Annotated in this window: 32 protein-coding genes and 1 pseudogene; 14 read left to right on the forward strand and 19 right to left on the reverse strand. The window is 69.6% G+C overall.

Translation table 11 applies throughout. The features are described from left to right. Nucleotides 1-76 precede the first annotated feature (76 nt). From FB453_RS25960 to FB453_RS25970, 3 genes are read left to right on the forward strand one after another with little or no spacing between them, the layout of a single operon-like run. Complete coding sequence (locus tag FB453_RS25960; protein ID WP_486480457.1) at nt 77-535, forward strand: hypothetical protein; 459 nt, start codon at nt 77-79, stop codon at nt 533-535. An 8-nt stretch (nt 536-543) separates the two neighbouring features. Further along, complete coding sequence (locus FB453_RS25965; RefSeq protein WP_145794444.1) at nt 544-1,257, forward strand: ABC transporter ATP-binding protein; 714 nt, start codon at nt 544-546, stop codon at nt 1,255-1,257. Beyond that, complete coding sequence (locus FB453_RS25970) at nt 1,254-3,560, forward strand: FtsX-like permease family protein (RefSeq protein WP_145794445.1); 2,307 nt, start codon at nt 1,254-1,256, stop codon at nt 3,558-3,560. Before FB453_RS25965 ends, FB453_RS25970 begins: the two co-directional genes overlap by 4 nt. Before the next feature lie 243 nt (nt 3,561-3,803). Here FB453_RS25970 and FB453_RS35075 read toward each other — a convergent pair whose 3' ends face one another. From FB453_RS35075 to FB453_RS26030, 12 genes are all read right to left on the reverse strand, one after another. Further along, nucleotides 3,804-3,989, reverse strand: coding sequence for a hypothetical protein (locus FB453_RS35075; protein WP_145794446.1), 186 nt, complete (start codon nt 3,987-3,989; stop codon nt 3,804-3,806). A 139-nt stretch (nt 3,990-4,128) separates the two neighbouring features. Next, a complete protein-coding gene (locus FB453_RS25980; RefSeq protein WP_145794447.1) occupies nt 4,129-4,530 on the reverse strand; it encodes a hypothetical protein in 402 nt (133 codons plus the stop codon). A 348-nt stretch (nt 4,531-4,878) separates the two neighbouring features. Then, nucleotides 4,879-5,367, reverse strand: a complete 489-nt coding sequence (locus tag FB453_RS25985; protein ID WP_145794448.1) for a hypothetical protein — start codon at nt 5,365-5,367, stop codon at nt 4,879-4,881. 456 nt (nt 5,368-5,823) lie between these two features. Beyond that, nucleotides 5,824-6,168, reverse strand: coding sequence for a YnfA family protein (locus FB453_RS25990; protein ID WP_145794449.1), 345 nt, complete (start codon nt 6,166-6,168; stop codon nt 5,824-5,826). Continuing rightward, nucleotides 6,165-6,524, reverse strand: a complete 360-nt coding sequence (locus tag FB453_RS35080) for a MerR family transcriptional regulator (protein WP_486480458.1) — start codon at nt 6,522-6,524, stop codon at nt 6,165-6,167. Before FB453_RS35080 ends, FB453_RS25990 begins: the two co-directional genes overlap by 4 nt. A 238-nt stretch (nt 6,525-6,762) precedes the next feature. Beyond that, nucleotides 6,763-7,878, reverse strand: a complete 1,116-nt coding sequence (locus FB453_RS26000; protein ID WP_486480459.1) for an MFS transporter — start codon at nt 7,876-7,878, stop codon at nt 6,763-6,765. A gap of 136 nt (nt 7,879-8,014) precedes the next feature. Beyond that, nucleotides 8,015-9,433, reverse strand: coding sequence for an NAD(P)-binding domain-containing protein (locus FB453_RS26005; RefSeq protein WP_145794453.1), 1,419 nt, complete (start codon nt 9,431-9,433; stop codon nt 8,015-8,017). 75 nt (nt 9,434-9,508) lie between these two features. Next, on the reverse strand, nt 9,509-10,006 hold the full coding sequence (locus FB453_RS26010) for a GNAT family N-acetyltransferase (RefSeq protein ID WP_145794455.1): 498 nt from the start codon (nt 10,004-10,006) through the stop codon (nt 9,509-9,511). After that, entirely contained in the window at nt 10,006-10,332 is a 327-nt protein-coding gene (locus FB453_RS26015; protein ID WP_145794457.1) for a metalloregulator ArsR/SmtB family transcription factor, read from the reverse strand. Before FB453_RS26015 ends, FB453_RS26010 begins: the two co-directional genes overlap by 1 nt. Nucleotides 10,333-10,345: 13 nt before the next feature. Then, nucleotides 10,346-11,593, reverse strand: coding sequence for a M28 family peptidase (locus FB453_RS26020; protein WP_186718548.1), 1,248 nt, complete (start codon nt 11,591-11,593; stop codon nt 10,346-10,348). After that, nucleotides 11,590-11,850 (reverse strand): hypothetical protein, encoded by a 261-nt coding sequence (locus tag FB453_RS26025; RefSeq protein ID WP_145794459.1) that lies wholly within the window; start codon nt 11,848-11,850, stop codon nt 11,590-11,592. The genes FB453_RS26020 and FB453_RS26025 overlap by 4 nt, the downstream gene beginning before the upstream one ends. A 15-nt stretch (nt 11,851-11,865) precedes the next feature. Continuing rightward, on the reverse strand, nt 11,866-12,015 hold the full coding sequence (locus tag FB453_RS26030) for a hypothetical protein (RefSeq protein WP_222431413.1): 150 nt from the start codon (nt 12,013-12,015) through the stop codon (nt 11,866-11,868). An 84-nt stretch (nt 12,016-12,099) separates the two neighbouring features. Between FB453_RS26030 and FB453_RS26035 the strand changes: the two genes are divergently transcribed. Beyond that, nucleotides 12,100-12,477, forward strand: coding sequence for a metalloregulator ArsR/SmtB family transcription factor (locus FB453_RS26035; RefSeq protein WP_145794464.1), 378 nt, complete (start codon nt 12,100-12,102; stop codon nt 12,475-12,477). Here the strand turns inward: FB453_RS26035 and FB453_RS26040 are convergent. Beyond that, the gene (locus FB453_RS26040; RefSeq protein ID WP_222431414.1) at nt 12,449-13,558 is read right to left on the reverse strand and encodes a flavin-containing monooxygenase; all 1,110 of its coding nucleotides are present in this window, start codon (nt 13,556-13,558) and stop codon (nt 12,449-12,451) included. The two genes, FB453_RS26035 and FB453_RS26040, sit on opposite strands and share 29 nt — an antisense overlap. A gap of 63 nt (nt 13,559-13,621) precedes the next feature. Between FB453_RS26040 and FB453_RS26045 the strand changes: the two genes are divergently transcribed. The 6 genes and pseudogenes from FB453_RS26045 to FB453_RS35085 all read left to right on the forward strand — a co-directional run. Next, nucleotides 13,622-13,966, forward strand: coding sequence for a metalloregulator ArsR/SmtB family transcription factor (locus FB453_RS26045; protein ID WP_145794466.1), 345 nt, complete (start codon nt 13,622-13,624; stop codon nt 13,964-13,966). A 95-nt stretch (nt 13,967-14,061) separates the two neighbouring features. Further along, nucleotides 14,062-14,763, forward strand: a complete 702-nt coding sequence (locus tag FB453_RS26050; protein ID WP_145794468.1) for an arsenate reductase/protein-tyrosine-phosphatase family protein — start codon at nt 14,062-14,064, stop codon at nt 14,761-14,763. Further along, a complete protein-coding gene (locus tag FB453_RS26055; protein ID WP_486480460.1) occupies nt 14,756-15,481 on the forward strand; it encodes an arsenate reductase ArsC in 726 nt (241 codons plus the stop codon). Before FB453_RS26050 ends, FB453_RS26055 begins: the two co-directional genes overlap by 8 nt. Then, nucleotides 15,459-16,562, forward strand: coding sequence for an ACR3 family arsenite efflux transporter (gene arsB / locus FB453_RS26060; RefSeq protein ID WP_145794471.1), 1,104 nt, complete (start codon nt 15,459-15,461; stop codon nt 16,560-16,562). The genes FB453_RS26055 and arsB overlap by 23 nt, the downstream gene beginning before the upstream one ends. 17 nt (nt 16,563-16,579) lie before the next feature. Next, nucleotides 16,580-16,987 (forward strand): arsenate reductase ArsC, encoded by a 408-nt coding sequence (locus FB453_RS26065; protein ID WP_145794473.1) that lies wholly within the window; start codon nt 16,580-16,582, stop codon nt 16,985-16,987. 124 nt (nt 16,988-17,111) lie between these two features. Beyond that, nucleotides 17,112-17,312, forward strand: a pseudogene (locus FB453_RS35085) (thioredoxin-disulfide reductase); the annotation flags it as partial. 55 nt (nt 17,313-17,367) lie between these two features. Here FB453_RS35085 and FB453_RS26075 read toward each other — a convergent pair. Further along, entirely contained in the window at nt 17,368-18,408 is a 1,041-nt protein-coding gene (locus FB453_RS26075; protein WP_486480461.1) for a flavin-containing monooxygenase, read from the reverse strand. Between the two features lie 125 nt (nt 18,409-18,533). After that, complete coding sequence (locus FB453_RS26080; protein WP_145794478.1) at nt 18,534-18,782, reverse strand: hypothetical protein; 249 nt, start codon at nt 18,780-18,782, stop codon at nt 18,534-18,536. Here FB453_RS26080 and FB453_RS26085 point away from each other — a divergent pair. Beyond that, nucleotides 18,757-20,595 (forward strand): FAD-dependent monooxygenase, encoded by a 1,839-nt coding sequence (locus tag FB453_RS26085; protein WP_486480478.1) that lies wholly within the window; start codon nt 18,757-18,759, stop codon nt 20,593-20,595. The two genes, FB453_RS26080 and FB453_RS26085, sit on opposite strands and share 26 nt — an antisense overlap. Here FB453_RS26085 and FB453_RS26090 read toward each other — a convergent pair. After that, entirely contained in the window at nt 20,568-21,332 is a 765-nt protein-coding gene (locus FB453_RS26090) for a class I SAM-dependent methyltransferase family protein (RefSeq protein ID WP_486480462.1), read from the reverse strand. The genes FB453_RS26085 and FB453_RS26090 overlap by 28 nt on opposite strands. A 310-nt stretch (nt 21,333-21,642) precedes the next feature. Here FB453_RS26090 and FB453_RS35090 point away from each other — a divergent pair, with 310 nt between their 5' ends. The 3 genes from FB453_RS35090 to FB453_RS26105 all read left to right on the forward strand — a co-directional run bounded on the left by FB453_RS35090 (nt 21,643) and on the right by FB453_RS26105 (nt 23,022). Beyond that, entirely contained in the window at nt 21,643-21,960 is a 318-nt protein-coding gene (locus FB453_RS35090; protein WP_486480463.1) for a sigma-70 family RNA polymerase sigma factor, read from the forward strand. A 1-nt stretch (nt 21,961) separates the two neighbouring features. Beyond that, complete coding sequence (locus tag FB453_RS35095; protein WP_486480464.1) at nt 21,962-22,189, forward strand: hypothetical protein; 228 nt, start codon at nt 21,962-21,964, stop codon at nt 22,187-22,189. Nucleotides 22,190-22,482: 293 nt separating this feature from the next. After that, the gene (locus FB453_RS26105; protein WP_145794481.1) at nt 22,483-23,022 is read left to right on the forward strand and encodes a hypothetical protein; all 540 of its coding nucleotides are present in this window, start codon (nt 22,483-22,485) and stop codon (nt 23,020-23,022) included. 411 nt (nt 23,023-23,433) lie between these two features. Here the strand turns inward: FB453_RS26105 and FB453_RS26110 are convergent, their stop codons facing one another. From FB453_RS26110 to FB453_RS26120, 3 genes are read right to left on the reverse strand one after another with little or no spacing between them, the layout of a single operon-like run. Next, nucleotides 23,434-24,027, reverse strand: coding sequence for a phage tail protein (locus FB453_RS26110; RefSeq protein WP_145794484.1), 594 nt, complete (start codon nt 24,025-24,027; stop codon nt 23,434-23,436). Then, nucleotides 24,020-24,643 (reverse strand): phage tail protein, encoded by a 624-nt coding sequence (locus tag FB453_RS26115; protein ID WP_145794486.1) that lies wholly within the window; start codon nt 24,641-24,643, stop codon nt 24,020-24,022. Before FB453_RS26115 ends, FB453_RS26110 begins: the two co-directional genes overlap by 8 nt. Before the next feature lie 7 nt (nt 24,644-24,650). After that, nucleotides 24,651-25,211: a phage tail protein gene (locus FB453_RS26120; RefSeq protein ID WP_145794488.1), complete on the reverse strand. Its 561-nt coding sequence runs from the start codon at nt 25,209-25,211 to the stop codon at nt 24,651-24,653.

Genomic DNA, 25,211 nt, shown 5'->3' on the forward strand with positions numbered 1-25,211 from the left:
CGCACTGTCTCCGTTCCCGTCGTGACATCGAGGGGCTGACATCAGCCATCACCGATTCGTGAGGAGTTCTTCGTCCATGTCCCGTTCTCAGCGGTTGGTCGCCGCCCGTATCGCTCTCGCCGTACTCCCGATCTTGGCGGTCGTCTCATGCTCGGAGGGCCGTGATCCCGGACATCGGCCGGGGCCCGAAGGCGTTCGCGAGGTCATTCCGTTGTATACCAGCGCCCTCGCCGACGGCGACGGGACGCAGGCGTGCTCATTGATGAGCAAGGCGGCGCAGGAGGAACTCGCAAAGCGTGCCGCCAGTGCGGACTGTCTGCAGAGTGTCAAGACCGTCGCAGGCCGCCTGGATCAGGCGTCGGCCGCAGCGCTGCGCGAGGTGAAGATGAAGGACCCTCAGGTCAATGGCGGGAATGCCACCGTTGATCTGCAGCTCGACGGCCAGCAGGGTGCGATCGACGCCCTGGGCTCCGCCACGCTGACCCTCGTGCAGATCGACGAACGGTGGCACATTGATGCGGCGCCGGTAGGGTGAGTCGAGCCATGGAGTCGTCGCCGAGTCACGAGCAACATGGGACGCCGCTTCTGCGATCTGAGGGGCTGCGGGTCACATATGGGTTGACCCGCGCCTTGGATGGCATCGACCTGACCGTGGAGCGTGGCGACAGCATCGCGATCATCGGCTCCAGTGGATCTGGTAAGTCGACACTGCTGCACTGCCTTTCCGGACTGGTGACGCCCGGCGAAGGGCGGGTGTGGTTCAGCGGCCGTGACCTGAATACCATGCCTGATGGCGAGCGCAGCGCACTGCGCCGTCAGCGGTTCGGCTTCGTCTTCCAGTTCGGACATCTGGTTCCGGAGTTGACTGCTTTGGAGAACGTCTCACTCAACCTGCGTCTCAACGGTGTCGGCCGACGTCCCGCAGAGGACACAGCGCGATCTTGGCTGCGCGACCTCGGCGTCGAAGAGCTTGCTCGGCGTCGGCCCGGTGAGATGTCGGGCGGCCAGCAGCAGCGGGTCGCCGTGGCCAGGGCGCTGGCCCCGGACCCGGACGTCATTTTCGCCGACGAGCCGACCGGCGCTCTGGACACGACAAATGGAGAGCTCGTGCTTGATCTGCTCAGTCAGCAGGTCAGGAACCGTCGGTGCGCCCTGGTCTTGGTGACCCACGACGACAAAATCGCCGCATACGCCGATCGTGAGGTGGTGTTGCGTGACGGCCGGGTGGTTCCGTCGGTGACGGGAGCGTCGAGGTGAAGCTGGCGGGTGTCGTCGGGCTCGCCGCGCATCTGGCTGTTGGCAGCCCGCGGTCACGTAAGCGTTTCCTGTTGACGGCTGCCGGCATGGCGGTGGCCGCGGTGCTCCTGCTGGCAGGTTCGGCAGCGTTGCCACTGAGCGAGGCCCAGCGCGACCGCACGGCCGATCGGTCGCCGACGCTGGAGCGAGGTGCGACGCGATCGAACGGCACGTTGCTGGCCCGCCGGTGGACCGATGTTTACCTCGAACGCACGTTGGTCGTCACCGAGGTAGCAGCGACCCGATCGGATGCCCCGCCTCCGCCAGGGCTGGGACGCTTGCCGCGTCCAGGGGAGAGCGTCGTCTCTCCGGAGGTTGAGGCCGCTCTGCGAGCGGACGCGGGGTTGCGCGAGCGGTACCCGCAGCGGGTCATCGGCACGGTAGGCGATGCCGGACTGACCGGACCTCGCGAGTGGACGGTGTGGATCGGAGCGGAGCCTGAGGCCTTTCCCGCCGACTACGTTCCGGCCTCTGGCTGGGGCGCCAGGCCCGAGGACGTGCCGCCGCTTCCGGGGGGCTTGCGACTTGCCGTGCCGGTCGGCCTCGCGGCTTTGCTGCTTCCGCTGCTGGCCCTGGTCGTCAACGCGGTTCGCTGGGGTTCGCAGGAACGTGACCGTCGGCTTGCCGCGCTCCGGTTGTCCGGAATGTCGGCTATGCAGGTCCGGCTGCTCACCGCGGTCGAAGTTGGAATGGCCGCAGCCGTCGGCTCGATCGGCGGGGGCCTGGTCTTCCTGGCGCTCGCCGCCGCAGTCGCGGCCCGGCTGCCAGGTGCGGGGGCTTTCGTCGCCGACATCCTGCCGCCAATGCCGGCCGCCGCAGCGATCGTCGTGGGCCTGCCGGTGTTCGCTACGGCGACTGCCGTGCTCGCACTAAGGCGGGTGGTCGTCAATCCGATGGGAGTCGTCCGGCGCTCCACCGTTGTCCGGGCGGGACGTTGGCGGCTGCTGCCGCTGGTCGTCGGTCTGCTGACGGCCGGCTGGTTGATAGTCACCGACCAGACCGGCAGTGCCGCCGCCGTACCGCTCTTCCTGGCCGCCCTGCTGATCATGATTGGTCTGTTGGTCAGCGCGCCGACGCTATGTCTCGGGGTAGCCGGGCTCATTCTGCGGATGGACCGCAGTCCGGCCGTGCTCCTCGCAGCCCGGCGCGCCCAAGCGTCAGCGGCCACCGCCGCGCGGGTGGTAGGCGTCGTCACCCTTCTGGTATTCGCCTCCGGCTGGTTCCTCGCCGTGCTGCCACTCGCAGATGGGGGTGCCCCCGCATCCCTGACGCACCTGGACCAACGTCTCAAGCCACACACACTCCTCGCGCACGTCGAGCGGGCACCGGCACCCGGCGAGCTGGATCTGCCCGGCGTGACGGGTGTGGCGGAGTTGGTCGATGTTGAGCTGGGCCGTCCGGGTGATGGTTTTGCGGAAGTCAACGCGGTGGCCGGGGACTGCGCCGCACTCGCGTCGGTGCTGCGTAGCCCGTTGCCCGAATGCGGCACGGAAAGCACGTACCTTGCACCGTCTGTCGGAGAGGAGAACCTGCGGGGCCCCGGCGATTCGTTGGCGGCGTACCGGTTTGGCTCCGAGAGCGCCGACGGCATCAAATACGTCGAGCTCGGGCCCGTGCGTATCGGGAAGATCATCAGTCATGCCCTGGATGGACTGGGTGAACTCGGGATCGGTGCGGGGATCGTTCCGGTGTCTCAGGTTCCGCAGCAGGCACTCCGCGTCGCGTCCGGGCGACAGATTCTGGTCACCGTGTCGAATAGCGATCCTGTTGTTGTCGAACGGGTGCGGACGGCCGTCGAACGATTGCAGGAGGGCCGCAATCGGGAGGTCCGGGACGTCGCGACGCTGATGCGGGAGGCACAGTCGGCGAGTCAGACCTACCGGCAGGTGGCTTGGGCCGGGCTTGTGCTCGCCTTCGTCGTTTCGACGCTGTCCTTAGCGGTGGCCCTGCTCGACCGGCTCGTTGAGGAGCGACGCGGAATCGCTGCCTTGCGAGCTCAGGGAGTCACCGTCCGCACGCTACGACTGGTGTTGCTCGGGCAGACGGCAGCGAATCTGTTACCAGGTGCACTAGTCGGCATGGTGTGCACGATCCCGATGGCAGAAGCGTTCTTTACCGTTAGTGAGCACCCCGAGTTGACCGTGCCATGGGCTCAGTTGGCGACGGTGGCGGCCGGCTGTGGTGGGGCGGTCCTCGGCGTCGTTGTGCTGATGCTGCCGGCACTACGCGAGGCCATCGACACGCGGTTGCTCGTCGTTGATTAAACCTCGGGTGAAGGCTATTACTGCTCGGGGAGGAACGCAGGACCCCGGCAAAGTCGTTAGGTGATGCCAAGGAGGGCCAGTGTTCGGCTGCTGTCGCGGGCGTGGTGGCGGTTGGCGGAGGCGATGTTGGTGACGCGGTCAGGCGTAGGGTGCTGATGGCGGCGTTGCGGAGGGCGGCCATGACCTGCGGTCCGGTGCCGGTACGGATCTGGGATCGGTCTCGTCGTAGGTGACGTCGCGGACCTAGCGGATCTTGTTCTCGATGGACCAGTGGCCGCGGATCCACGCGGCCCGTTGATCCGGTTTCGCCTGGCGGGTTCGCAGATCGATGACGGCGTAGACGGTATCGGTGGTGAAGCGTTTCGGCTCATCGAGGCGTGGCCGGCGCTGGCGAACCTGGATGGCCTGGGCGGCGTGCGGGGAAGTCATGCCCGTCTTGCTGCCACCAACATAGTCGCTTCTACAAGCCCTATAAGTCAGACACCGTCACGACTTTTCCGGGGCCTGGGCGAGGAACGAAGAGCCGGGCGTAGGAGCAATGCTCCCACGCCGGGCTCGGAGCCGACTGTCAGGAGCAGCGCTCGTGACGGTCGTTCTGGTTCCGGATGTCGGTGTGGAGGGTGTACCACGTCGAGTTGTTGGCGTACGTCCGGTGGTCGTCCGGCAGGGCGCCGTGGTCGTCGACAACCTTCACCGAGCACGCAGTGTCACGGTTGCGGATCTGGTCGGCGCCGTCACGGACGCTGCCCTGGCCGCCGGTCCCGTTCGTGACATTGGTGAAGGTGTAGCTGGTGTGCCAGCCCTCGTTCCAGAAGTGCTTCTGGTAGGTGGTGTTGTCGATGTCCCGGGCGTAGCAGATTTCACCGGTGTTGCAGGCGAGGTTTCCGTCGCCAACGTCAGCCGAAGCTGGCGTAGCTAAAGCGCCAATCATAAACAGCGCCCCCGCGCCACCCAGAAGAATCCTACGCATGTCTGAACCTCCCGTACTCAGGCATGCCGGAAACGAACGTCAGAATGACCGCTATTCCGGCGGGTCGCTGCGCGACCCGTGTAAGACATTGCCGCTTCTCGCCCACGCCGTCAAGCATTCAGCTACGTCAGTATCTGTGGACAATTTGATAGCGTCTAAAGCGGCTATATGTCCGATCTGTTGCCTTTGCCGGGCAGCGCGAGAGTGGGTGAGTGATGTAAGAGATAGTCGAACATTCGGAGAGTGCGCGCAAAGCTGACCTCGCGCCTCATCAAGGCTTGCGGTATGGTGGGCCGTGAGCATGAGAGCCCCATCTGGGCTGGGATGATGGGATTGTCGAGGGCCACATCATCTCGCCGTGAGGGCAGCTTTCGGGAGTGCGTCGAATTCTGTGTTTGGGCCTGTGGTGTGATCGATGCTGTTAGATGTGATCCGGTCGCCGTAGGCGAGGATCAGGGCGTTGAGGGCCTTGGTCCAACCGTAGACCCGGCCGACAATTCGGCAACAGGCACTCGGACCGGTTCGTTTAGGAGTCAGACCGCCCGGAAGAGCACCCACCCAGCCTCGCAGTTGGTTTGGGGCCGGTTGGGGCCGGTCTTCTTCACGGTGATGCCGAGTTCGTGGCAGGTGTTGTGCGCCTGCCGCGTTGAAGAATTCCAGGGGCCCCCGACGGGTGTCGGCATCGCCCAACCCATCCTCGATCATTTGCCGCACGTTCGTGTAGACGTGGGCGAAGGTGTCGTCGGAGGCGATCGCGATGATCGTGGTGATCGTGCGCGGGGTGGTGGCATTTGTTGTCGAAGATCCGTCCACTCTGCTTTCCTCCCGCACAAGCATGATGTGGAAGCTCGCCTATCTCCCCAGGCTAGGCAGTCAGGTCAACCGGCGACGCGCCGATGGGGCCCGACGTCTACGGGCTTACCTGCGTCGCATGATCGCGTGCAATGTCCTGCTGCTCCCAACCTCGGTCACATTAATGAGTTCCCACCCCGTGTGGTTGAGGTAGCCGGCGGCGGTGAGTACGTGGCGTCACCCGGCCCACGCAGAAGTCCTGCTAGCCCCTCGACTGCCGCAATACCGCGCGGAGGATCAGCAACCGGCATGCAGCACACGTCGAGGCCGGCCGGCTTGAGGCCGCGCTTACCGCCCGTCCTACGCTGCCCCGTTGCTGGCAGGTCAAGTCACCGACCGACGCGACAGGACCACACGATTCCTGAACCGGCGCGCTGCTACGTCCGCGCCTGCTAGAACGCCGAGGTGTGGTGAAACGTCAGGTCCTGGTCCTTGTGATGATCAGGAGCCGCCTGCCGAACGCGGCGCGTACATGATCAGGGCGACGCCGATCAGGCAGATGCCGGCGCCGATGGTGTCCCACCGGTCGGGTCGGAACTTGTCGACGATCACTCCCCAGGCGAGGGATCCGGCGACGAACACGCCGCCGTAGGCGGCGAGGATGCGCCCGAAGTTCGGGTCGGGTTGGAAGGTGGCGACGAATCCGTACGCGCCGAGGGCGATGACTCCGGCGGCGATCCACCACAGGCCGCGGTGCTCGCGCCAGCCCTGCCAGATCAGCCACGCCCCGCCGATCTCGAACAGGGCGGCGACGACGAACAGCAGGATCGAGCGGACGACGGTCATCCATGGACCCTACCGATGTGCCTGCGGCCCTCGGTCAAGCCGGCGATTTGCTTGAGCATCCGCATCCGCATCCGCATCCGCATCCGCATCCGCAGCCGCTCCCGCTGGCGCAGCCACCGTGGTGAGAGCGGCGGTTCGCCACCACCGAGCAGGTCGGCGACCTCGTCGAGGGTGAACCCGAGCCCCTGCGCGGCCTTGATTACCCTCAGCACGGTGACCGCTTCGGCGGGGTAGAGGCGGTGCCCGCCCAACGTGCGATCTGGTTCGGCGAGCAGTCCTCGGCGCTCGTAATAGCGCAGCGTCTGCGGGTTCACCCCTGCCGCGGCGGCGACCTGGCTGCTACGCAGCCCGCTCACATTGTCATCCCGGTGGCGAACAGGCTGTCGAACTCGGCCAGCCGCAGTGGCTGTTGCACGCTCGGCAGGGTGCACGCCTCGGGCACCCACGTCTCGTCATCGCTGCTCATACCGATGACGGTAAGCCTGTACCTGGGTACCGGATGCAAGCCCAATTGCTCGACGAAGTCGCCGCGGCGCCGTAGCTAGTGCTCGGATCGCCACTCATTCGCCTGCCCGTCGGTAGTGCCTCGCCAGCTCAGAGACTGGGGGCTGGCGCCGTGGTGGTGGCGCGGGTGAGCATGCCGGTGGCGGCGAGGGCGCAGCATCCGGCGACGGCGGCGAGCAGTGGTGTGTAGCCGCCGGTGGTGTGTAGGAGGGTGGCGGCGGCGAGGGGCGCGGTGGCTTTGGCGATGGTGACGGGGGTGGATAGTCGGCCGGAGATGGTGGCGTAGGCGGTGATGCCGTACCGGTCGGTGAGCAGGGCGGGGGTGGCGAGGCTGGTGATGCCGAAGCCGAGTCCGAAGCCGACGACGGTGATGATCGCGCCGGTGCGGGTGCTGGCGAGCAGGGGCATGGCGAGCACGGCGGCGGCCTGGGTGGTGAAGACGGCGGCGACGATGGTGGTGACGCGGAGGTGTCGGCGGGCGGCGGTGAGGACGAGTCGTCCGGTGACGGACAGGACGCCGAGCAGCCCGGTCAGGGTGGCGGCGACGGTGGCGGGGTGGCCGCGGCTGGTGAGGTAGCCGATGAGGTGCACGGTCATGGTGCTGGTGGCCGCGCCGTGGGCGATCAGGGTCGCGGCGAGGATCCAGAACCGGGTGTCGCGCATCGCGGCCTGGGCGACGGCGCCCCGCTGGGCGTGCTCGGACCGCTCGGTGCCGGCGGGTGCCGTGGTAGTTGCCAGTCGGGGCCGGCGGATGGTGAGGGCGTGCAGCGGCACGGTGACCGCGCCGTGGATGGCGGCGAGGACGAGCAGCGCGTCGCGCCAGCCGAGGTGGGCGGCCAGGAGGCCGGTGAGGGGCATGAAGATGGTGCTGGCGAACCCGGCGACGATGGTGACGGCGAGCAGGGCGGTGGCGCGCCGGTCGGGGGTGAACCAGGCGACGATGACGGCGAACGCGGGTTCGTAGAGGACCATCGCGCCGGTGATCCCGATCCCGATCATGACGGCGTACAGCTGTTCGATGGTGTGGACCTGGGACCAGGCGATCAGCAGGGCGGTGGCGGTGATCGAGCCGGTGGTCATGAGGGCGCGTCCGCCGTGGTGGTCGAGCCACCGTCCGACGGGGATCGCCGCGAGGGCGCCGGCCAGGACACTCGCGGTGAGTGCGCCGGTGACGGCGGTGGTGGAGGTGCCGAGGGTGGCGGCCATCGGGGCGAGCAGGACGGCGTAGGCGTAGTAGAGGGTGCCGTAGCCGATGGTGGAGGTGACGGCAAGGGCGGCGACGATGCGCCACCCGTGGTGCCCCCGACGGCTGCGTCGGCGGGCACCGTGATGGTGGTGGGCATCAGCTGGCGCAGCAGCCGCCGGTCTGGGTGACGGCGGGTGCGGCGCCGAGGGTGACCAGGCTCAAGGGTGCGGCGAGTAGGCCGCCGGAGATGCCGGTGGCCAGGCCCCGTCCGGAGCCTTGGGCAGCCGGTGCCGTATCGCAGCAGCTGTCGGCGGTGGCGGACTCGTCCGGGTTGCTGTTGCACACCCCGGTCTCGGGTAGGTCGAGTTGCACGTCGCGGGCCGCGATCCAGTCGCCGGCGAGGGCGGCGACGACGGAGCGGACCTGCTCGTAGCCGGTAGCCATCAGGAACGTCGGTGCCCGCCCGTAGGACTTCATGCCGACGGCGTAGTACCCCGCCTCGGGGTGGGTGAGCTCGTCCACGCCGTGTGGGGGCACGGTGCCGCAGGAGTGCTCGTTGGGGTCGATCAGCGGGGCCAGGGCGCGGGTGGCACCCATAACCGGATCGAGGTCCAGGCGCAGCTCGGCGGCGATCGAGTGATCAGGGCGGAAGCCGGTGGCCGCGACGATGCGGTCCACGGTGGTCTGCTCTTCGCTGCCGTCGGTGTGGCGCACGACCACGCTGACCCGACCGTCGGTGGGGGTGAGGGCGTGCACGGCGAACCCGGTGAGCAGCCGGATCCGGCCGGCGTCGACGTGCGCCCGCAGCCGGGAGCCCAGGGCACCGCGTGCGGGCAGCGCGTCGGCGTCGCCGCCGCCGTAGGTGCGCGCCGGTGAGGTGGTACGGATCGCCCAGGTCACCTCGGTGCCCGGCATGGATTCGGCCAACTCGGCGAGGGAGAGCAGGGTGTTGGCGGCGGAGTGGCCGGCGCCGACGACGAGGGTGTGCCGGCCGGCGAACCGGTCCCGGTCGACGCCGAGGACGTCGGGCAGCGCGTGCTCCAGGTGTGCCGCGACGTCGGTCTCACCGCGGGCGGACAGTCCGGAGGAGCCGAGGACGTTCGGGGTTCCCCAGGTGCCGGAGGCGTCGATGACCGCGCGGGCGAGCACCTCCTGGCCGTCGGCGAGGCGGATCAGGAACGGGGTGGACTCGCGGCCGGCGGTGCGCAGCCGGTCCAGGCCGAGGCGGCTGATCGCCTCGACGCGGGCGCCGTAGCGCAGGTGCGGCTTGAGCTGCGGTACCTCCGCCAGGGGCTGGAGGTAGTCATCGGCCAACTCGGCGCCGGTGGGCAGGTGCTCCAGGTCGGGGGCGACCCACCCGGCGTCGTCGAGCAGGCGGCGGGCGGCGGGGTCGATGTTGTAGCGCCACGGGGAGAACACACGCACGTGGCCCCACTGGCGCACGGCGGCGGCGGGGGTGTCACCGGCCTCCAGGACGAGGAACGGTAGGTCACGCTCGTGTAGGTGCGCGGCGGCGGCCAGGCCGACCGGTCCGGCGCCGATCACCACGACGGGCAGGTCCTCCAGGGCGTTCATCAGGTAGCTCCTCTGTATCGATAGCTGTCGAATCAAACAGGTAGACGGCGGCGGTGCGTCGGGGTCGAGGGTTGGTCAGGTGATGGCGGGGCTGCGGCGCTCCAGCAGGATCACGTCGCGCCATCGGCCGTTGTGGCGGGCGACCCGCTCGCGCACGCCGATGACCCGGAAACCGGCGCGCTCGTGCAGGCGGAGGCTGGCGGTGTTCTCGCCGAAGACACCAGACTGGATGGTCCAGACGCCGGCGGCTTCGGTGGAGGCGATCAGGGCGTCCAGCAGGAGGCGGGCGACGCCGCGGCCTCTGGCGGTGGGGTCGACGTAGACGGAGTGCTCGACCACGCCGGCGTAGACCGCGCGGGCGGAGGTGGGCGAGACGGCAATCCACCCGATCACCGTGCCGTCGCCGTCAACGGCGACGAGGCGGTGCGCGGGCAGTTTGCCGGCGTCAAACTGCGCCCACGTCGGCGCCGTGGTCTCGAAGCTGGCGTCGCCGCCGTCGAGACCCGCTTGGTAAATGGCGAGCACCCGTGCGGCGTCGCCGGCCGTCATCGGGCGGACGGTGATGTCGGCCATCAGCACGCTCCGTTCGGGTGGGGGGCGGGTCGGCCCATGACGACGTCGGCGGCGGAGGGGAAGCAGTCGACGCAGGCGTCGTTGATCCGGTAGTGCCGGGCGGTGCCGACCGCCTCGACGAGGACGAACCGCACCTCGGTGAGGATCTTCAAATGTTGGGAGACGGTCGATTGGGCCAGGCCGACGGCGGCGACGATCTCGCCGACGCTCATCGGTCGGGCGTGACGGGCGAGGTACTCGACGATCTGAACCCGGGTCGGGTCCGCGAGGGCCCGGAACCACGACGCGTACTGCTGCGCGGTGCTCCGGTCGAGCAACTCGTCCACAACCCCACCCCTTCTATCGTTTATCGCCGATCGGCGATGAGACTGTAGCGCGTGCGGAAGCGGCCAGGCGGACGGTGGCGACAACGAGGCGGGTGATCGCCTTCAGGGTGTGCGGGTCGACGCGGTCCGGGGTGTCGGCGGGACTGTGGTAGCCGGCCATGCCGGCGCCGATGCCCACCGCCGCGAGCCCCGCGGCGGCGTAGCGGCGGTTGTCGGAGGCGACCGGCCCAGCGGCGAGCGGAAGGCCGGTGTGCCGCCCGGCCTGGTCGAGCAGCGCGAGCAGCGCGTGGGCCGGCCCACCCGCCTCGACCGCGGCGGCCCGGTCGAGCAGCCCGGCGCCGTCGACGTTGATAACCAGCGGCCGAACGTCGCCGACGTGCAGCTGCTGGCTGTGGTGGGCCGAGCCCAGCGCACCGACTTCCTCGGCGTCGAGTAGCGCGACCGCCACCCCGACCCCCGCAGGGCGGGCGGCGGCAAGGACTCGGGCGGCTTCCAGGACCACCGCGACGCCGCTGGCGTTGTCCGACGCGCCGGGCTGACGCAGGCCGGGATGGTCGCCGACGCCGTCGTAGTGCGCGGTCAGCAACACCTCGATCCCACCCGGCTCAGCCGCCGGGAACCTCGCGTGGATGTTGGCGCCGGTCACGTCGCGGCGGCGCAACGGAGTGTTCGCGCTCCACCAACCCGCACCGGTGGCGGCGGCCAGGACGGCGCGGTGCGTGCCTGCGTCGAGGGTCAGGATGGGCAGCGGTCCCGGGTCCGGTCCGGCGAGGACCGTGTGCTGCCAGCCGTCGGCGTCGACAGCCCGGCTCACCAGCAGACCCGCGGCGCCCGAGGCGTCGCGGGCGGCGTCGAGAGGGTTCCCGCCCGCGGGCACCACCAGCCACCGGCCGGTCGGGTCGCCGCTGCCGGCCACGCCCAACGGGCCACGCCTGACCTCAGACGTGTCGGCTGAGGCGGGATGGACCGCGACCTCGCGGCCGAAGGTGAGCCGCGTCGAGGTGTCACCGTCGCCCCAGATGACGGTCGGCGCCGCGTACAGCTCGGGCACGTTGCGGACCGGGAAGTCATCAGTGTCGACCGCCGCGCCGAGGTCGGCGAGGTGCGCGACGAGCCAGGCGCGGGCGGCGGCGCCGCCGGCCGTGCCGACCCGCCGGCCGGTGAATTCAGCCGAGGCGAGAGCAGTGACCGTGGCGGCCATTCGCTCTGCCGACACCAGGGGAAGTATCGCGTCCAGGTGAGCGGCCGATTCCGAGGTCATCCGCAGCACCCCTGACCCGTCGTGACGGCTTCGGTCTTCGCCTCGGTGCCGCAGCAGGCGCCGGCCGCTTCGGCGGCCTGCTGGCTGCCGCAGCACGGCCCCGCCGTCGGGGACTGCCCGGCGGGCGGGAGGATCGAGCCGACCGCCTGCGCGGGGCTGCCGCAGCAGGAACCGGAGCCGGGCACGGCCAGGGCGGCGCCCGGATCGCCGGCGAACCCGCCCGCCGTCGCGGGGCTGGTCTGGGTGTTCTCGCTCATTACACAACCTTTCGGTTACCGGGCGCCGATCAGGGCGTAGGCGGTGTCACGGACCTGGTCGTAGTGCCGCTGCGCCCGCTGTGCCGCGGTGGACACCCGCGCGCAGGAGTCACAGAACCGCGCTCCCGCCTGGGCCTGCGCTGAACGCCGTGCCGTGCCGAACATGACGACCCCTTCCCACGACGCCTGTCTTGACGTCTGTCGAATCAGAGAGTTGCACGCTGCTTAGACACCTGTCAACCTAGAGGCATGTCAAAGCAAGCCGGGTTGCTTCCCGTCATCGACCTCACCGCCGACACGCCGTGCTGCCCGCCGCTGGCGCAGAGCCCGGTGCCGGCGCAGACCGCCGCGGTGCTCGCGCCGGCGTTCAAGGCGCTCGGCGACCCGGTGCGGCTGCAGCTGATGTCGATGATCGCCTCCGCGAAGGCCGGGGAGGCGTGCGTCTGCGACCTGACCCCGGCGTTCGACCTGACCGGGCCGACGATCTCGCACCACCTCAAGACGCTGCGCGAGGCCGGCCTCGTCGACGCCGAACGCCGCGGCACCTGGGTGTACTACCGGGCCCGGCCGGCCATCCTGCGTCAGCTCGCCGGACTGCTCAGCGTCGAACCGGCCGCCGTGGCCTGAGGTCTGGCCGGCGACCCGGGCCGGGTAGTCGCTCGGCCAGGGCGGTGGCGACGTGGGTGGCGTCGCGGCCGACGCCACGCAGGGTGTTCGACGAGAACGAGCGTTGGAACTCCAGCCCGAGGTAGGCCAGCGTGGGGTGGGTGGTGGAGATCCCGCCGATGTGTTCGGGCGTGCCGTCAGGCGTGAGGGCGCCGAGCGCGGCGAGGTATCCGAGGTTCGGCCGGTAGCCGGTCGCGAAGATCACCGCGTCGACCGGCTCGCACGTGCCGTCGGGCCACCTGACGCCCTCGGGGGTGAAGGCGGTGACCATGTCCCGGCGGTTGAGCAGGCCACGGGTGATGGCGTCGCGGTAGACACCGGTGTCGAGCACCGCGGCATGACGGATCAGGCGGGTGAGCACCGCGCGCGGGAGGCGGTCCGCCCCGGTGACATCCAGCCAGTGGTGCAGGTCCCGGCCGCGGATGCGCTGCGGCACGAACTGGATCGGCGCCCGGGTGGCCAGGGTGACCCGGGCGGTCGTCGCCAGCTCGTGGGCGACCTGGACGGCGGAGTTCCCGGCGCCGACCACGATGACCCGCTTGCCGGCGTACGGGTCGGGCCTGCGGTACTGCGCGACGTGCCGCACCTCCCCGGTGTAGTCGCCGAGACCAGGCAGCGCCGGCAGGTGCGGGTTTCCGAACGAGCCGCTGGCCGCGATGATCCCCGCCGCCGCGATCTCGTCGCCGCTGTCGGTGCGCACCAGGTAACCGCCACCGGGGCGTTGACGCACGGCGGCGACACGCACGCCGGTGCGGATCTCGGCGTCGATGCCGCTGGCGTAGCGGCGTAGGTAGGCGACGACCTCGTCGCGCGTGGGGTGCCGCTGCGGATCGCCCCCGCCGAACGCCAGGCCTGCCAGGGCGCTGAAGCGGGCCGGGGAGAACAGGGTGAGGCTGTCGTAGTAGTCCGGCCACGAACCCACCGCCTCCGCGCCTGCCTCCAGCACGACGGGGCGCAGGCCAGCGGCCAGGACGGCGTGAGCGGCGGCGAGGCCGGACTGGCCGCCGCCGACGATGATCAGAGGATCTCCAGAGGTGGTCACACCAGCATCGTATCGTCATTTTGTTGAATGACAATATGACTGTGGTGCGGAAAGGTGTCAGGCATGGATGAGTCCAGCCCCGCGCAGGCGGCCCCGCCCGCGACGGCGCCTCCCGGCGGCCCAATTGGGTTGGCGCCGGACACCCAGGAGTTCCTCAGGGCGCTGGGCAGTCCCACCCGCCAACGGATCATGATGCTGTTCGCCCAGGGTGCCGAGCTGTCCGTCGGGCACGTCGCCGAGCGCGTCGGGATCAGCCAGGCGACCGCGTCGCAGCAGCTGACCCTGCTGCGTCGGGGGCGGGTCGTGACCTCGCGGCGTGACGGCAAGACGGTCTACTACCGGGCCGACCGCGACGGCGCGCAGGCAGCGCTGGCCGAACTGCAGTCCTACCTCAAGACCTGCTGCTGAACCGACCCCCGCACTGAGGGGGCTGCGGACCGCCCCGCGCCCGCCATCCAATCGTCGTTTGACATCCCGCGATTCGCTCAGTAATCATTGAGTCAATGATTACTGAGCTTGCTTCCTTGCAGGGGCGCGCCCGGATCCACGCCGCGCTCGGCGATCCGGCGCGACTGGCGATCGTGGACGCGCTCACCCTCGGCGACGCCTCGCCTGGAGAAATCGCCCACGACCTTCAGATACCGACGAACCTCGTCGCCCACCACGTCAAAGTCCTCACCGACGCCGGCCTCGTCGTCCGTGGGCGCTCCGAGGGCGACCGGCGCCGCACCTACCTGCGGCTGCGTCCCGAAGCCCTCACCGCACTGAACCCCGCGCCCCTGACCGGCGTGGGACGGGTGGTGTTCGTGTGCACCCGCAACTCCGCCCGCTCGCAACTGGCCGCCGCTCTGTGGTCTGAGCGCACCCACACCCCGGCCGCGTCCGCGGGGACACAGCCCGCCGAGCGGGTCCACCCCCGTGCCGTCGCCGTGGCCCACCGGCACGGTCTGGCCCTCGACCCGAGCAGCACCAACCGTGTCGCGGACATCGTGCGCGACGACGACCTGGTCATCGCCGTCTGCGACAACGCCCACGAGGAACTCACCGCCCCGGCCCGGCCCCGCCTGCACTGGTCGGTGCCCGACCCCGTGCGCCTCGACACCGACGATGCGTTCGAGACGGCGTTCGCCGACCTCGCCGCCCGCGTCGCCCGCGTCGCCCCCGTCATCACCCCCGCCATGAGCTCGCGAGGACCCCATGACTGACACCCACGCTCACCCGCAGACGTCCATCGACCAACAGCTCGCCCTGCGTACCGCCGCCACCCGCCTCGCCGAAAAGTTCACCGGCGTCTACGGCACCGAAACCATCGAGCGGTTCCTGCACACCAGCTACGACCAGTTCGCCACCGCCGGCAGCATCCCCCACTACCTGCCGCTGCTTGCCGAACGCTTCGCCCGCCAGCGCCTGCAGGCCCTCGCCCGCGTCGAGGGCCACCACCGCGACGGCCGCCCCGTCGCCCTGTTCCTGTGCACCCACAACGCCGGCCGCTCGCAGATGGCGTTGGGGTTCTTCACCCACCTCGCCGGAGACAACGCCGTCGCGTGGTCCGGCGGCAGCGAACCCGGGGCCGAGGTCAACCCCGCCGCGATCGCCGCGATGGCCGAGCGCGGCATCGACATCGCCGCGGAGTTCCCCAAGCCGTGGACCGACGAGGTCATCCGCGCCGCCGACGTCGTCATCACCATGGGCTGCGGCGACGCCTGCCCGGTCTTCCCCGGCACCCGCTACGAGAACTGGGACCTCGCGACCCCGCCGGACGCGACCTCGCCGACGTCCGGCCGATCCGCGATGACATCGAACGCCGCGTCCGGCGCCTCCTCGACGACCTCCACGTCGCCCACCCGGCATGACGGACCCGACCCACACCACCAGCGACCGAGAATTGACGGGAGTGCCCGTGAGCACCCGCACCACCCCTGACACCGACCCCGGCGAGAGCGCCGTTGTCGGCCGCCTGTCCCGACTCGACCAGTTCCTCCCCGTGTGGATCGGCCTGGCCATGGTCGTTGGCCTGCTCCTGGGTCGCCTGATCCCCGGGCTGAACAGTGCCCTGGACGCGGTGCAGATCGGCGGGATCTCGCTACCCATCGCGGTCGGCCTGCTGATCATGATGTACCCGGTGCTGGCGAAGGTCCGCTACGACCGACTCGACACCGTCACCGGCGACCGCCGGCTGCTGATCTCCTCGCTGGTCCTCAACTGGCTCGTCGGCCCCGCCGTGATGTTCGCCCTGGCCTGGATCTTCCTGGCCGACCAACCCGCGTACCGCACCGGGCTGATCATCGTCGGCCTGGCCCGCTGCATCGCCATGGTCATCATCTGGAACGACCTCGCCTGCGGCGACCGGGAAGCCGCCGCCGTCCTGGTCGCCCTCAACTCGGTCTTCCAAGTCATCGCCTTCGGCGTACTCGGCTGGTTCTACCTGTCCGTACTGCCCGGCTGGTTGGGGTTGTCGGGTGCGGAGCTGAACATTTCGGCCTGGGACATCGCCGCCAACGTGCTCATCTTCCTCGGCATCCCACTGCTCGCCGGCTACCTCACCCGCCGCCTCGGCGAACGCGCCAAGGGCCGCGACTGGTACGAGGCCCGCTTCCTGCCCCGCATCGGCCCGGCCGCCCTCTACGGGCTGCTGTTCACGATCGTGATCCTGTTCGCCCTCCAGGGAGACGCGATCACCAGCCGACCTCTGGACGTCGTCCGCATCGCCCTGCCGCTGCTGGTGTACTTCGCGCTCATGTGGGCCGGCTCCTACACCCTCGGACGCGCCATCGGCCTCGGCTACGAGCGCACCACCACCCTCGCGTTCACCGCAGCCGGCAACAACTTCGAACTCGCCATCGCCGTCGCGATCGGCACCTTCGGCGTCACCTCCGGCCAGGCCCTCGCCGGAGTCGTCGGCCCGTTGATCGAGGTACCCGTCCTCGTCGGACTCGTCTACGTCTCCCTGTGGGCACGCCGCCGCTACTTCACCTCCGTGCCTTCCACCAGCACATCCGCCTAACCGGTAAGGGAAACACCGTGAGTAACAAGCCCAGCGTCCTGTTCGTCTGCGTCCACAACGCCGGCCGTTCCCAGATGGCCGCCGGCTGGCTGCGCCACCTCGCCGGCGACACCGTCGAGGTCCGCTCCGCCGGCTCCGCGCCCGCCGAGACGATCAACCCCGCCGCCGTGCAGGCCATGCGCGAAGTCGGCATCGACATCACCGACCAGACCCCCAAACTTCTGGAGTACGCGACAGCGGAGTCCTCCGACGTCATCGTGACCATGGGCTGCGGCGACACCTGCCCCGTCTTCCCCGGCAAACGCTACGAAGACTGGAAGCTCGACGACCCGGCCGGCAAGGGCGTCGACGCCGTCCGCCCGATCCGCGACGACATCCGCGCCCGGGTGCAGAGACTGCTCGCCGAGCTGGGCCCGAGCGCCTGACTCCACCCTCGCCGCCGCCCGCCGGGGTCAACTACCGGCGGGCGGTCCACCCCTGTGAGCAGGAGCCCCTCGTGTCCGACCCGCACCCGCTGATCATCATCGGCTCCGGGCCCGCCGGCTAAGCAGTGAACTGTTCTGCGGCCAGATCGACCTCGACCCCGACGGCTACGTCACCGTCGCGGCCCCCAGCACCCGCACCAACCTGCCTGGCGTCTTCGCCGCCGGTGACCTCGTCGACCAAACCTACCTCCAGGCCATCACCGCCGCCGGCACCGGCTGCGCCGGCACCCTCGACGCCGAGCGCCATCTCGCCAGCCTGTCCTAACCAGCACCTGCCGCAGCCCACGTCAGAACACACAGGCGGCGGTGCCCTCCCAGGGTTACCCGGCGAGTCGGGCGCTGATGTCGGCGACCGTGGCCTTGGCCGTGCGCCCCGCGCCCACCAGCGTCGCCGACGCCGACCCGGTCCAGTCGCCGTACCCCAACAGATACAGACGGGACTCGTTAACCGACCTGGTGCCGTCGGTGGGCGCCACACCCTGCCGCCACCCGGGCAGCAGCGGCGCGAGGTGGGCGAGCTCCGGCCGGAACCCGGTACACCAGATGACCGCGTCACACGGTTGCCCGGTGCCATCGGCCCACCACACGCCGTGCGCGTCCAGCCGCGCGAACATCGCGCGGGCATGCAGCACGCCACGCTCACGGGCGTCGCGGACGCCGGGCACCATCACGATGTCCCCCAGGTCACTCACCCCACCCGCGGCGCCGGCGGCTGTGCGGGTGGCCACATCGAACAGCACCCGCCCGTCGACGTCGTCCGGCATGAACCGTGGCGGGCGCCGGGTGACCCAGGTGACCTCGGCGACCCGCGACACATCAGCCAGGATCTGCGCCCCCGAGTTGCCCCCACCGACGATGACGACCCGCTGCCCGCGGAACTCCAGCGGCGAGGCGTAGTCCACGGTATGCAACTGCCGGCCACCGAACTCCTCCCGACCTGAGACGTCCGGCAGGAACGGGCACCGCCACGTCCCGGTCGCGGAGATGACGTACCGTGCCGACCACGATCCGGCGTCGGTCTGCACCGCCAAGCGCGCACCCGCCGCCCGCACCTCCCGCACCCGGACCGGGCGACGCACCATGAGGTCGTAGCGCTGCTCGTAGGCCCGCAGGTAATCCACGACGTGCCCGGCGCTCGGGAACTCCTCACCGTCCTGGCTTGGCATCCCCCACCCCGGCAGCGGGCTGTACGGCGCCGGGGAGAACAACCGCAACGAGTCCCAGCCATGACGCCATGCGCCACCCGGCTGCGATTGGGCATCGAGGATGACGTAATCCAGGCCAGCGCGGCGCAGGTAATAGCCGGCCGCCAGGCCCGCCTGCCCACCCCCGACGACCACCACATCACACGACCCAGGCACCCATGCCACCTTCCTCGCTCTACAGATCATCATGCGACACGACTCGAACGGGCGCGGAAAGTCCCAGGCCCGAGGAGCAACGGGTAGAGCCACACGGCAAGGCCCGTGGCTTGGCAACCAGGTCTCTACGAGCGGCGGCGGATCTCGGCTAGGCGCTCTTCGGAGCTGGTTACGCTGTCTCGCCTGACTCGGTAGACCTTCAGTTGCCGGGCCGAGGCCAGCGCGCAGATCCGGGCCACGTGCAGCCGCACCAACTCGATGTTGTAGTCGGGGGCCGCATCGCCGGGAAACAGGAACATGTGCACCTTGGCCTTGACGAAGGCTCGCAGCTCCAGTTCCCGCTTGCGGATGTACCGGTCGCGGCCGAACACCACCCAGCCATTTTCGGCCGATCACCGGCAGCCAGTCCTCGCACCGGGTGACCGGCATATGCAGTCGCCGATACGGGGTTACCGTGGGGTCGAGGCGGGTCAGTCGCGCGTCGCGCCGAGGGATCTGGATGGTCGCCATCGTGTACGTGTTTCCGTTCAAGACTTCAACCGGCCTGCTGCAGACACCGGTCAGGGTCGTCGGCTCTTGCCGTGTCGAGGTCCGGTGAGCGCCGTCGAGGTTTTGGTGGTCGGGGCGGGGCCAACCGGACTGGCCATGGCCGGGCAGTTGGCAGCCTTGGGTGTGCCGGTCCGGGTGGTGGATCGATCTCTCGACCGGGTGCAGGAGTCCCGTGCCCTGGCGATTCAGCCCCGCACTCTGGAGGTCCTCGCCAGTCTCGGGGTTACTGACGAGATGACGGCCGTCGGGAACCGCGCGGTGCGGCTGTGTCTGCACGCACGGGGGCGGGCGCGTACCGTGCCCCTGTTCGACTTGGGTCTGTCCGGCACCGCGTATCCGTATCTGCTGTTCCTGTCGCAGGCGGAGACCGAGCGCATCCTGGGTGAGCGCCTCGCGGGAATGGGGCTCGACGTAGAACGGGGTGTCGAGCTGGTGGGGCTGGACCGTGCTGCTGACGGTGCGGTGGCGACGCTGCGGCACGGGGACGGCCAGACCGAGCGGGTGACGGCCCGGTACGTGGTGGGTTGCGACGGCGCGCACAGCACCGTGCGGCACCTCGCCGGAATCGGCTTCGAGGGCGCTGCGTATCCGCAGACGTTCGTCCTAGCTGACCTGGAGGCCGACGGCCTCGACACGGGGACGGCGCACGTCTTCTTGTCCGGGCGGGGAATGCTGTTCTTCTTCCCACTCGGCCATCCGACCACCTGGCGATTGCTGGTCATGCGGCCGCCTGCCGAGGTGGCCTCACCAGACGCCCCAGTCGCCCTCGACGAGGTGCAGGCACTCGCCGACACCTACACCGACACGACTGTGCGCCTGCGTGATCCTGTCTGGATGACCAACTTCCGGCTGCACCACCGCGCCGCCACCCACTACCGGGCCGGGCCGGTGTTCCTGGCCGGCGACGCCGCGCACATCCACAGCCCCGCCGGCGCGCAGGGCATGAACACCGGTATCCAGGACGCAGTCAACCTCGGTTGGAAGCTCACCCAAGCCCTGCGGGGCGACGCTGACTCGACGCTGCTGGATACCTATGAGACGGAACGGGCGCCAGTCGGCAGGATGGTGCTGCGCTTCAGCGACCGGGCGTTCACTGTCGCGACGTCCACCAATCCGGCCGTCCGGTTCGCTCGGACCCGGATCGCCCCCGCTCTCATCCCGATCGTGCTCGCGTCGCGGTTCGTGCGGGCCTCCGCCTTCCGGACGGTTTCGCAGCTGGGCATCACCTACCGGAACAGCCCGCTGTCAGTAGAAGGGCCGCGCCCGTCACGCAGCGGTCCGCGACCCGGAGACCGGCTGCCCGACGCCCCGCTGCCCGGCACGGGAGACGCCACAACGCTGCATCGGCTCACCTCCACGCCCGGATGGCACCTGCTGCTGTGCGGACCCTCCGCTGCCTGGCCTGCCGGCGACACCGCCCGACTCGCCCGGGGCCACCTCACCGTGCATTGGTTGACCGAGCCCGAAACCGTCGGAGAGGCACCGACGTCCGCTGCTCAGGCGTTGGGGCGATTGGGTCTCCGCACGGGCGCTAATGGCGTGTTACTGGTCCGTCCCGATGGACACATCGGCTACCGGGCTGGCGGCACCGACCTGACCGGGCTGATCGCCTACCTGGACCGCTGGCTCGGCTCGTAACCCCGCCCGCTGCTGTCATCGGGCGTAACGGTCCGGTCGTCGTGCCCAAGTCGGGCGAGCCGCCTCGCGGCGGCGGAAGCCATCGCGATCGGGCTACTCACGCGGCAAAACGTGAAGATTCTGCCGGTGGGTGGTGCTTGTTGAGGTTGTCCGTGGAACCGATGAGCGCCGACGGAGAACAGCACGTCAGGTGGTGCGTGAAATGCCTCCTCGGAGAATCCGGCGTCGGCGAACCAGCCGCGTATCGCTGGGGTGAGGTCTGGACCGCGGCGGGTCCTGGTCCAGATCACGGTTGCGTCGGGTGCGCATAGCCGCGGCAAGGCGTGGATCGTTGCTTGGACGTCGCCGTCGTTGATATTGCCCAGTACCCCGGCGAGAACGACCAAATCGGCGGGGGCGGCTGTGCGGTAGGCGGCGAAGTCGCCAGCATCGGCTTGGGTGGCGGTGATCCCGTTGAGCCCAGCGGCGGTGATGCCCATCCGGGCGGCGGCCACGTTGCGTGGGTCGTACTCGATCAGCTCTGCGTATATCCGGTCGGCGTCTGACCGCGGCGCAAGGGCGCCGATCAGGTCATGCCCTTGTCCCGCGCACACGCTGACGATCCGGAGCGAGGAGTCCGGCCGTTGGTCAAGCCAGTCGTTGATGTGCTGCTGAACGAGCCGAAGCCTCCGCGACAACGGCGATGTGTCGTCGTCGTAGGGCAGGTGCCAGTCGTGCCAGTTGGTAGTAGCGGTCACCGAAGCCATGCTGCCACCGCTTCGCTCTGCTGTGCCCCTACGTTCAACGCACAGCGGCGAGCCAAACAGGATTGACAGGCACCGACGCTTTACACCCCAGGTGACCTTGAAAAGAGCGTGCCAGCGTGGCTTTATCTGGGGCACCGATCCTATAGGCGATGCGCTGACCAGGTTTCTCGGCTCGTAGCCCCCTTAAGCATGCCTGACTCCTGGGCGCCTGGTCGAGGCGGCCGGTGCGAGATTGGGTGGCTCCTCCGCTTCGGGGCGTGACGTTTTGGCTGGTGCCGGACATAAGCAGGTAGGGGGTGTGATGGACGATGCGAAGGAGCAGTTCACCGAGTTGTACGAGTGCCATCACGGTGACGTGTGGCGGTACGTCGCTCGCCGGGTGGGTGCGTCTGACGTCGGTGATGTTGTCGCCGATGTCTTCCTCGTCGCGTGGCGGCGTCTGGACGATGTGCCGGACGGATCGGCGTTGCCGTGGTTGTACGGAGTGGCGCGTCTGGTGTTGGCCAACGAGGCCAGAGGCCGTCGGCGGTGGCAGGAGCTGACGCTGCGGGTGGCAGCGGAGCCTGATCAGACGGTGCAGGTGGATCACGCGGACGGACGGTGTTGTCAGCCAGCGTGACGTGGCGGTGGCGTTCGACCGGTTGTCCGCCGGTGGCCAGGAAATTCTGCGGCTGGTGGCCTGGGAGCGGTTGGCGCCGAGCGAGGCGGCGGCCGTACTGGGTCAGTCGCGGGCAACGTTCGCGATGCGGTTGATGCGGGCCCGTCGTCGGTTACGAAGGCAGCTCACCGTTGCCGGGGCGGGGCGGACGTCGAGCGCGGCGCCGTCGATGTCGGATTGGGGTGGATGACATGAGTGCCGTGGATGAGGTGCGTCAGGTGTTGGGTGGCTTGGACCCGGCCTGTACAGCCCCGCCATGCGATGACAGCCGTCGCGGGCAGGCTCTGGCTCGTATCCTCTCCGACGACCGCGGAGCGGGCACCGCCAGGCGATCAGTGCCGCGACGTCGGCTCGTGCTGGCTGCGGTCGGTGCGGCGGTCGTGGCGGCGGCCGGTGGTGGGGAAGTGGTTGTGTCACCAACCGGACAGCTCACCTGTGGGTAAGGGGTACGCGCATGTGGGCTCGCTGCCCGAGGATCGTGCGATGCGTCCTCGCCACAGCATCACCGCCGTCACCGCCGTTGTCATGCTCGCCGCCGGTGGCTGCGGCACCAACACACCCGACACCCCGGCCGCCGCCCCGCCAGCGGCCACCGCAATGTCGGCTGCCCCCGCACCAGCCCGGGCGCCCGCAGAACCGCTCACAGCCGAACAGGTGCTCGGCAAACTGTCGGCGGCGAAGATCGGCCTCACCTCGGGTGCTGTGCAGGACGAGGACACCGACCCCAACAACCTGCTCGGACGGCCCAATGGGTACACGTCAAGGGCGTCCGCTGACATGCCCGGTGGGGACAAGAACGCCGACAAGTACGACGTCGGCCGGGGGCTGGCCATCGAGGTGTTCCCGACCGCCGAGGACGCGGACCGGAGGGCCAAGTACATCCAAGACCTGATGAAGAACATGCCCATCCTGGGCACTGAGTACCACTACCGGGCCGACAGTGGCCGGGTGCTGGTCAGGGTGTCGGGGAAGGTCAAGCCGACGCAGGCCAAGAAGGTTGAGGCCGCGGTAAAGGGCCTGTGAGGCGGTACCGGCGCAGATGATCGTCCCAGCTGGTCCGTCCGGCTACCGGCCGTACCTGTCGTACCGGGCGAGCGGGCGCATTCGTCGCGGCCATGGTCGAGAGGACCGCCGTCGGACGGCTGCTCTGCACTGCGTAACCCCGGCCGGTGAACGATCGGCCGGTCGGGACGACTGCCCTGGAGAGCAACTGGCGCCAGGCGCCGGTGATGGCTCTCCAGGGTAGGAGGATTCGTCGGTTCGCGGCCGGCGGCCGGCGCGGCCCTAGTGGGATCAGCGCCGTCGGGCGGGCTGGCCATGAGGGTACGGCTGTCCTTGACCCCCCATGCCTACCCGGCCGTTGGCGGGGTCCTCGGGTGACCGTGACGCCCGTCCAGGCAGGTCAACTGTCCGTTGTCGAGACAGACAGGTCTGTCATACGCGGTAGCGGACGACGAAGTTGACGTAAGCGTTGTCGGGACGGGTCTCTGCGTCGCCGCCGGAGGTGATGAAATGCTGGTGTGACCCCGCGGAGCCGGTGTTCCCGCCGTTTTCGTTCCAGATGGCGCGGTGCGATCCGGCGATGGGGGTGGACGACTTGTCCTGGGGCACGCCGTAGACCTCGTGGCTGTGGTCGCCGTCGCTGTCCAGCGTGAACGCCTGTCTGGGCCGGCCGGTGGCGTGCTTCTGCGTGGAGCCGCAGCGGTCACCGGCGGCACCGCCGGGCGCCGGCTCGCCCCGGCTGCCCGCGTCCGGGTCACGCCCCGCGCCGTCGTCGACGCCGCGCAGCAGGTAGCCGCGGTAGTCGGGCAGGTTGAACGTGGTCGTTCCGTCCCCACCGCCGTGCAGGGTGCCGATCACCGCGAAGAGATCAGGGTAGTCGGCGCGGCCGACCAGCCGTCCGTCGCAGTACATCCAACCCTGCTCTTCCAGCCCGTACTGGTCGAGTGGGTTACCGGCACCGTAGGCCAGCACCGCCCCGATGACGAAGTGGCCTGTCGGCACGACGGGCAGGTCCTGCTCACTCATCTGGTGCTCCTCCCGAAGGGGTGCCGTAGAAGATCAAGTAGTTCTGGTAGAGGTTCACCGGGCAGCTGTCCTGGTCGCCGCCGCTGAGCCCATGGGCGTGCCAACCGTTGTTGCTGGTGTTGCGGCTGCCGTCGTTCCAGTCGGCGTAATGCGATCCGGCGGCCCAGGGGTGGGAGTTGTCGTCCGGCAGGTTCGGCACCCAGTGGTGGTGGTCCTCGCTGTGACTGGTGGCGAAGCAGTCGCCAGCTGGCAGGCCGGTGGCCCTCGGTTGGACCGAGCCCACGCGGTCGCCGCTGAGACCTCCGGGGTTCGCGGGGGTGCGGGTGCCGGCGTCGGGGTCGCGCCCGCTGCCGTCGTCGACGCCGCGCTGGAACCGGCCCCGGTAGTCGGGCAGGTTGAAGGTGCTGGTGCCGTCCCCGCTGCCGTGGATGTCGCCGAGGACGCTGTAGAGGCAGGCGTACGTGGTTCGTGACACGGCGCTGCCGTCGCACAGCAGCCAGCCCTGTGGGGCGGGATCGTTGCCGGAGACGACGGCGCCATAGCCGACGACCGTGCCGACGAGCACACCGGCGACGCCGGTCACCCCGGCCGGTTCTGTTTTCGAACTGGTTGTCATGGTCACCTCATCCGTCGAACTTGATGACGAAGTAGACGTACGTGTTGGTGGGGCGGGTCTCGGCGTCGCCGCCGGCGTCGACGTAGTGGGTGTGCGCGCCGGTGCCCCAGATCCACCGGCTGTCCTGCCAGATCCCGTAATGGCTGCCGGTTACCGCCGCTCCCGTCGTGTCGGCCGGCATGTGCTCGACGGGGTGCGTGTGGTCCCCGCCGCCGTCGACCGAGAACGCGGTGCCTGGCAGGGCGGTGTACCAGTCCTGGGCGGAACCGGGATTGTTGCCGGCGAGCCCGCCGCGCCCGGAAGGGGCGCGAGTGTTGGCGTAGGGATCCCGCCCGGCGCCGAGATCGACGCCCCGGGCGAACCGCCCGCGCAGGTCCGGGAGGCGGAACCTGCCGTTGCCCGCGCCGTAGTTGCCGCCGATCACGGCGTGCAGAGCGGGATAGTCCGCCTCATCCAGTTCGGCGCCGTCGCAGTAGAGCCAGCCCTGCGGCCGCAGCCACGAGACGTCGAGCCGGCCGGCGAAGGCGGTGATGGTGCCGATGGGCACCGGTGACGGGTCAGCTGGCAT

The sequence above is a fragment of the Micromonospora sp. CNZ322 genome (genome assembly GCF_007827755.1).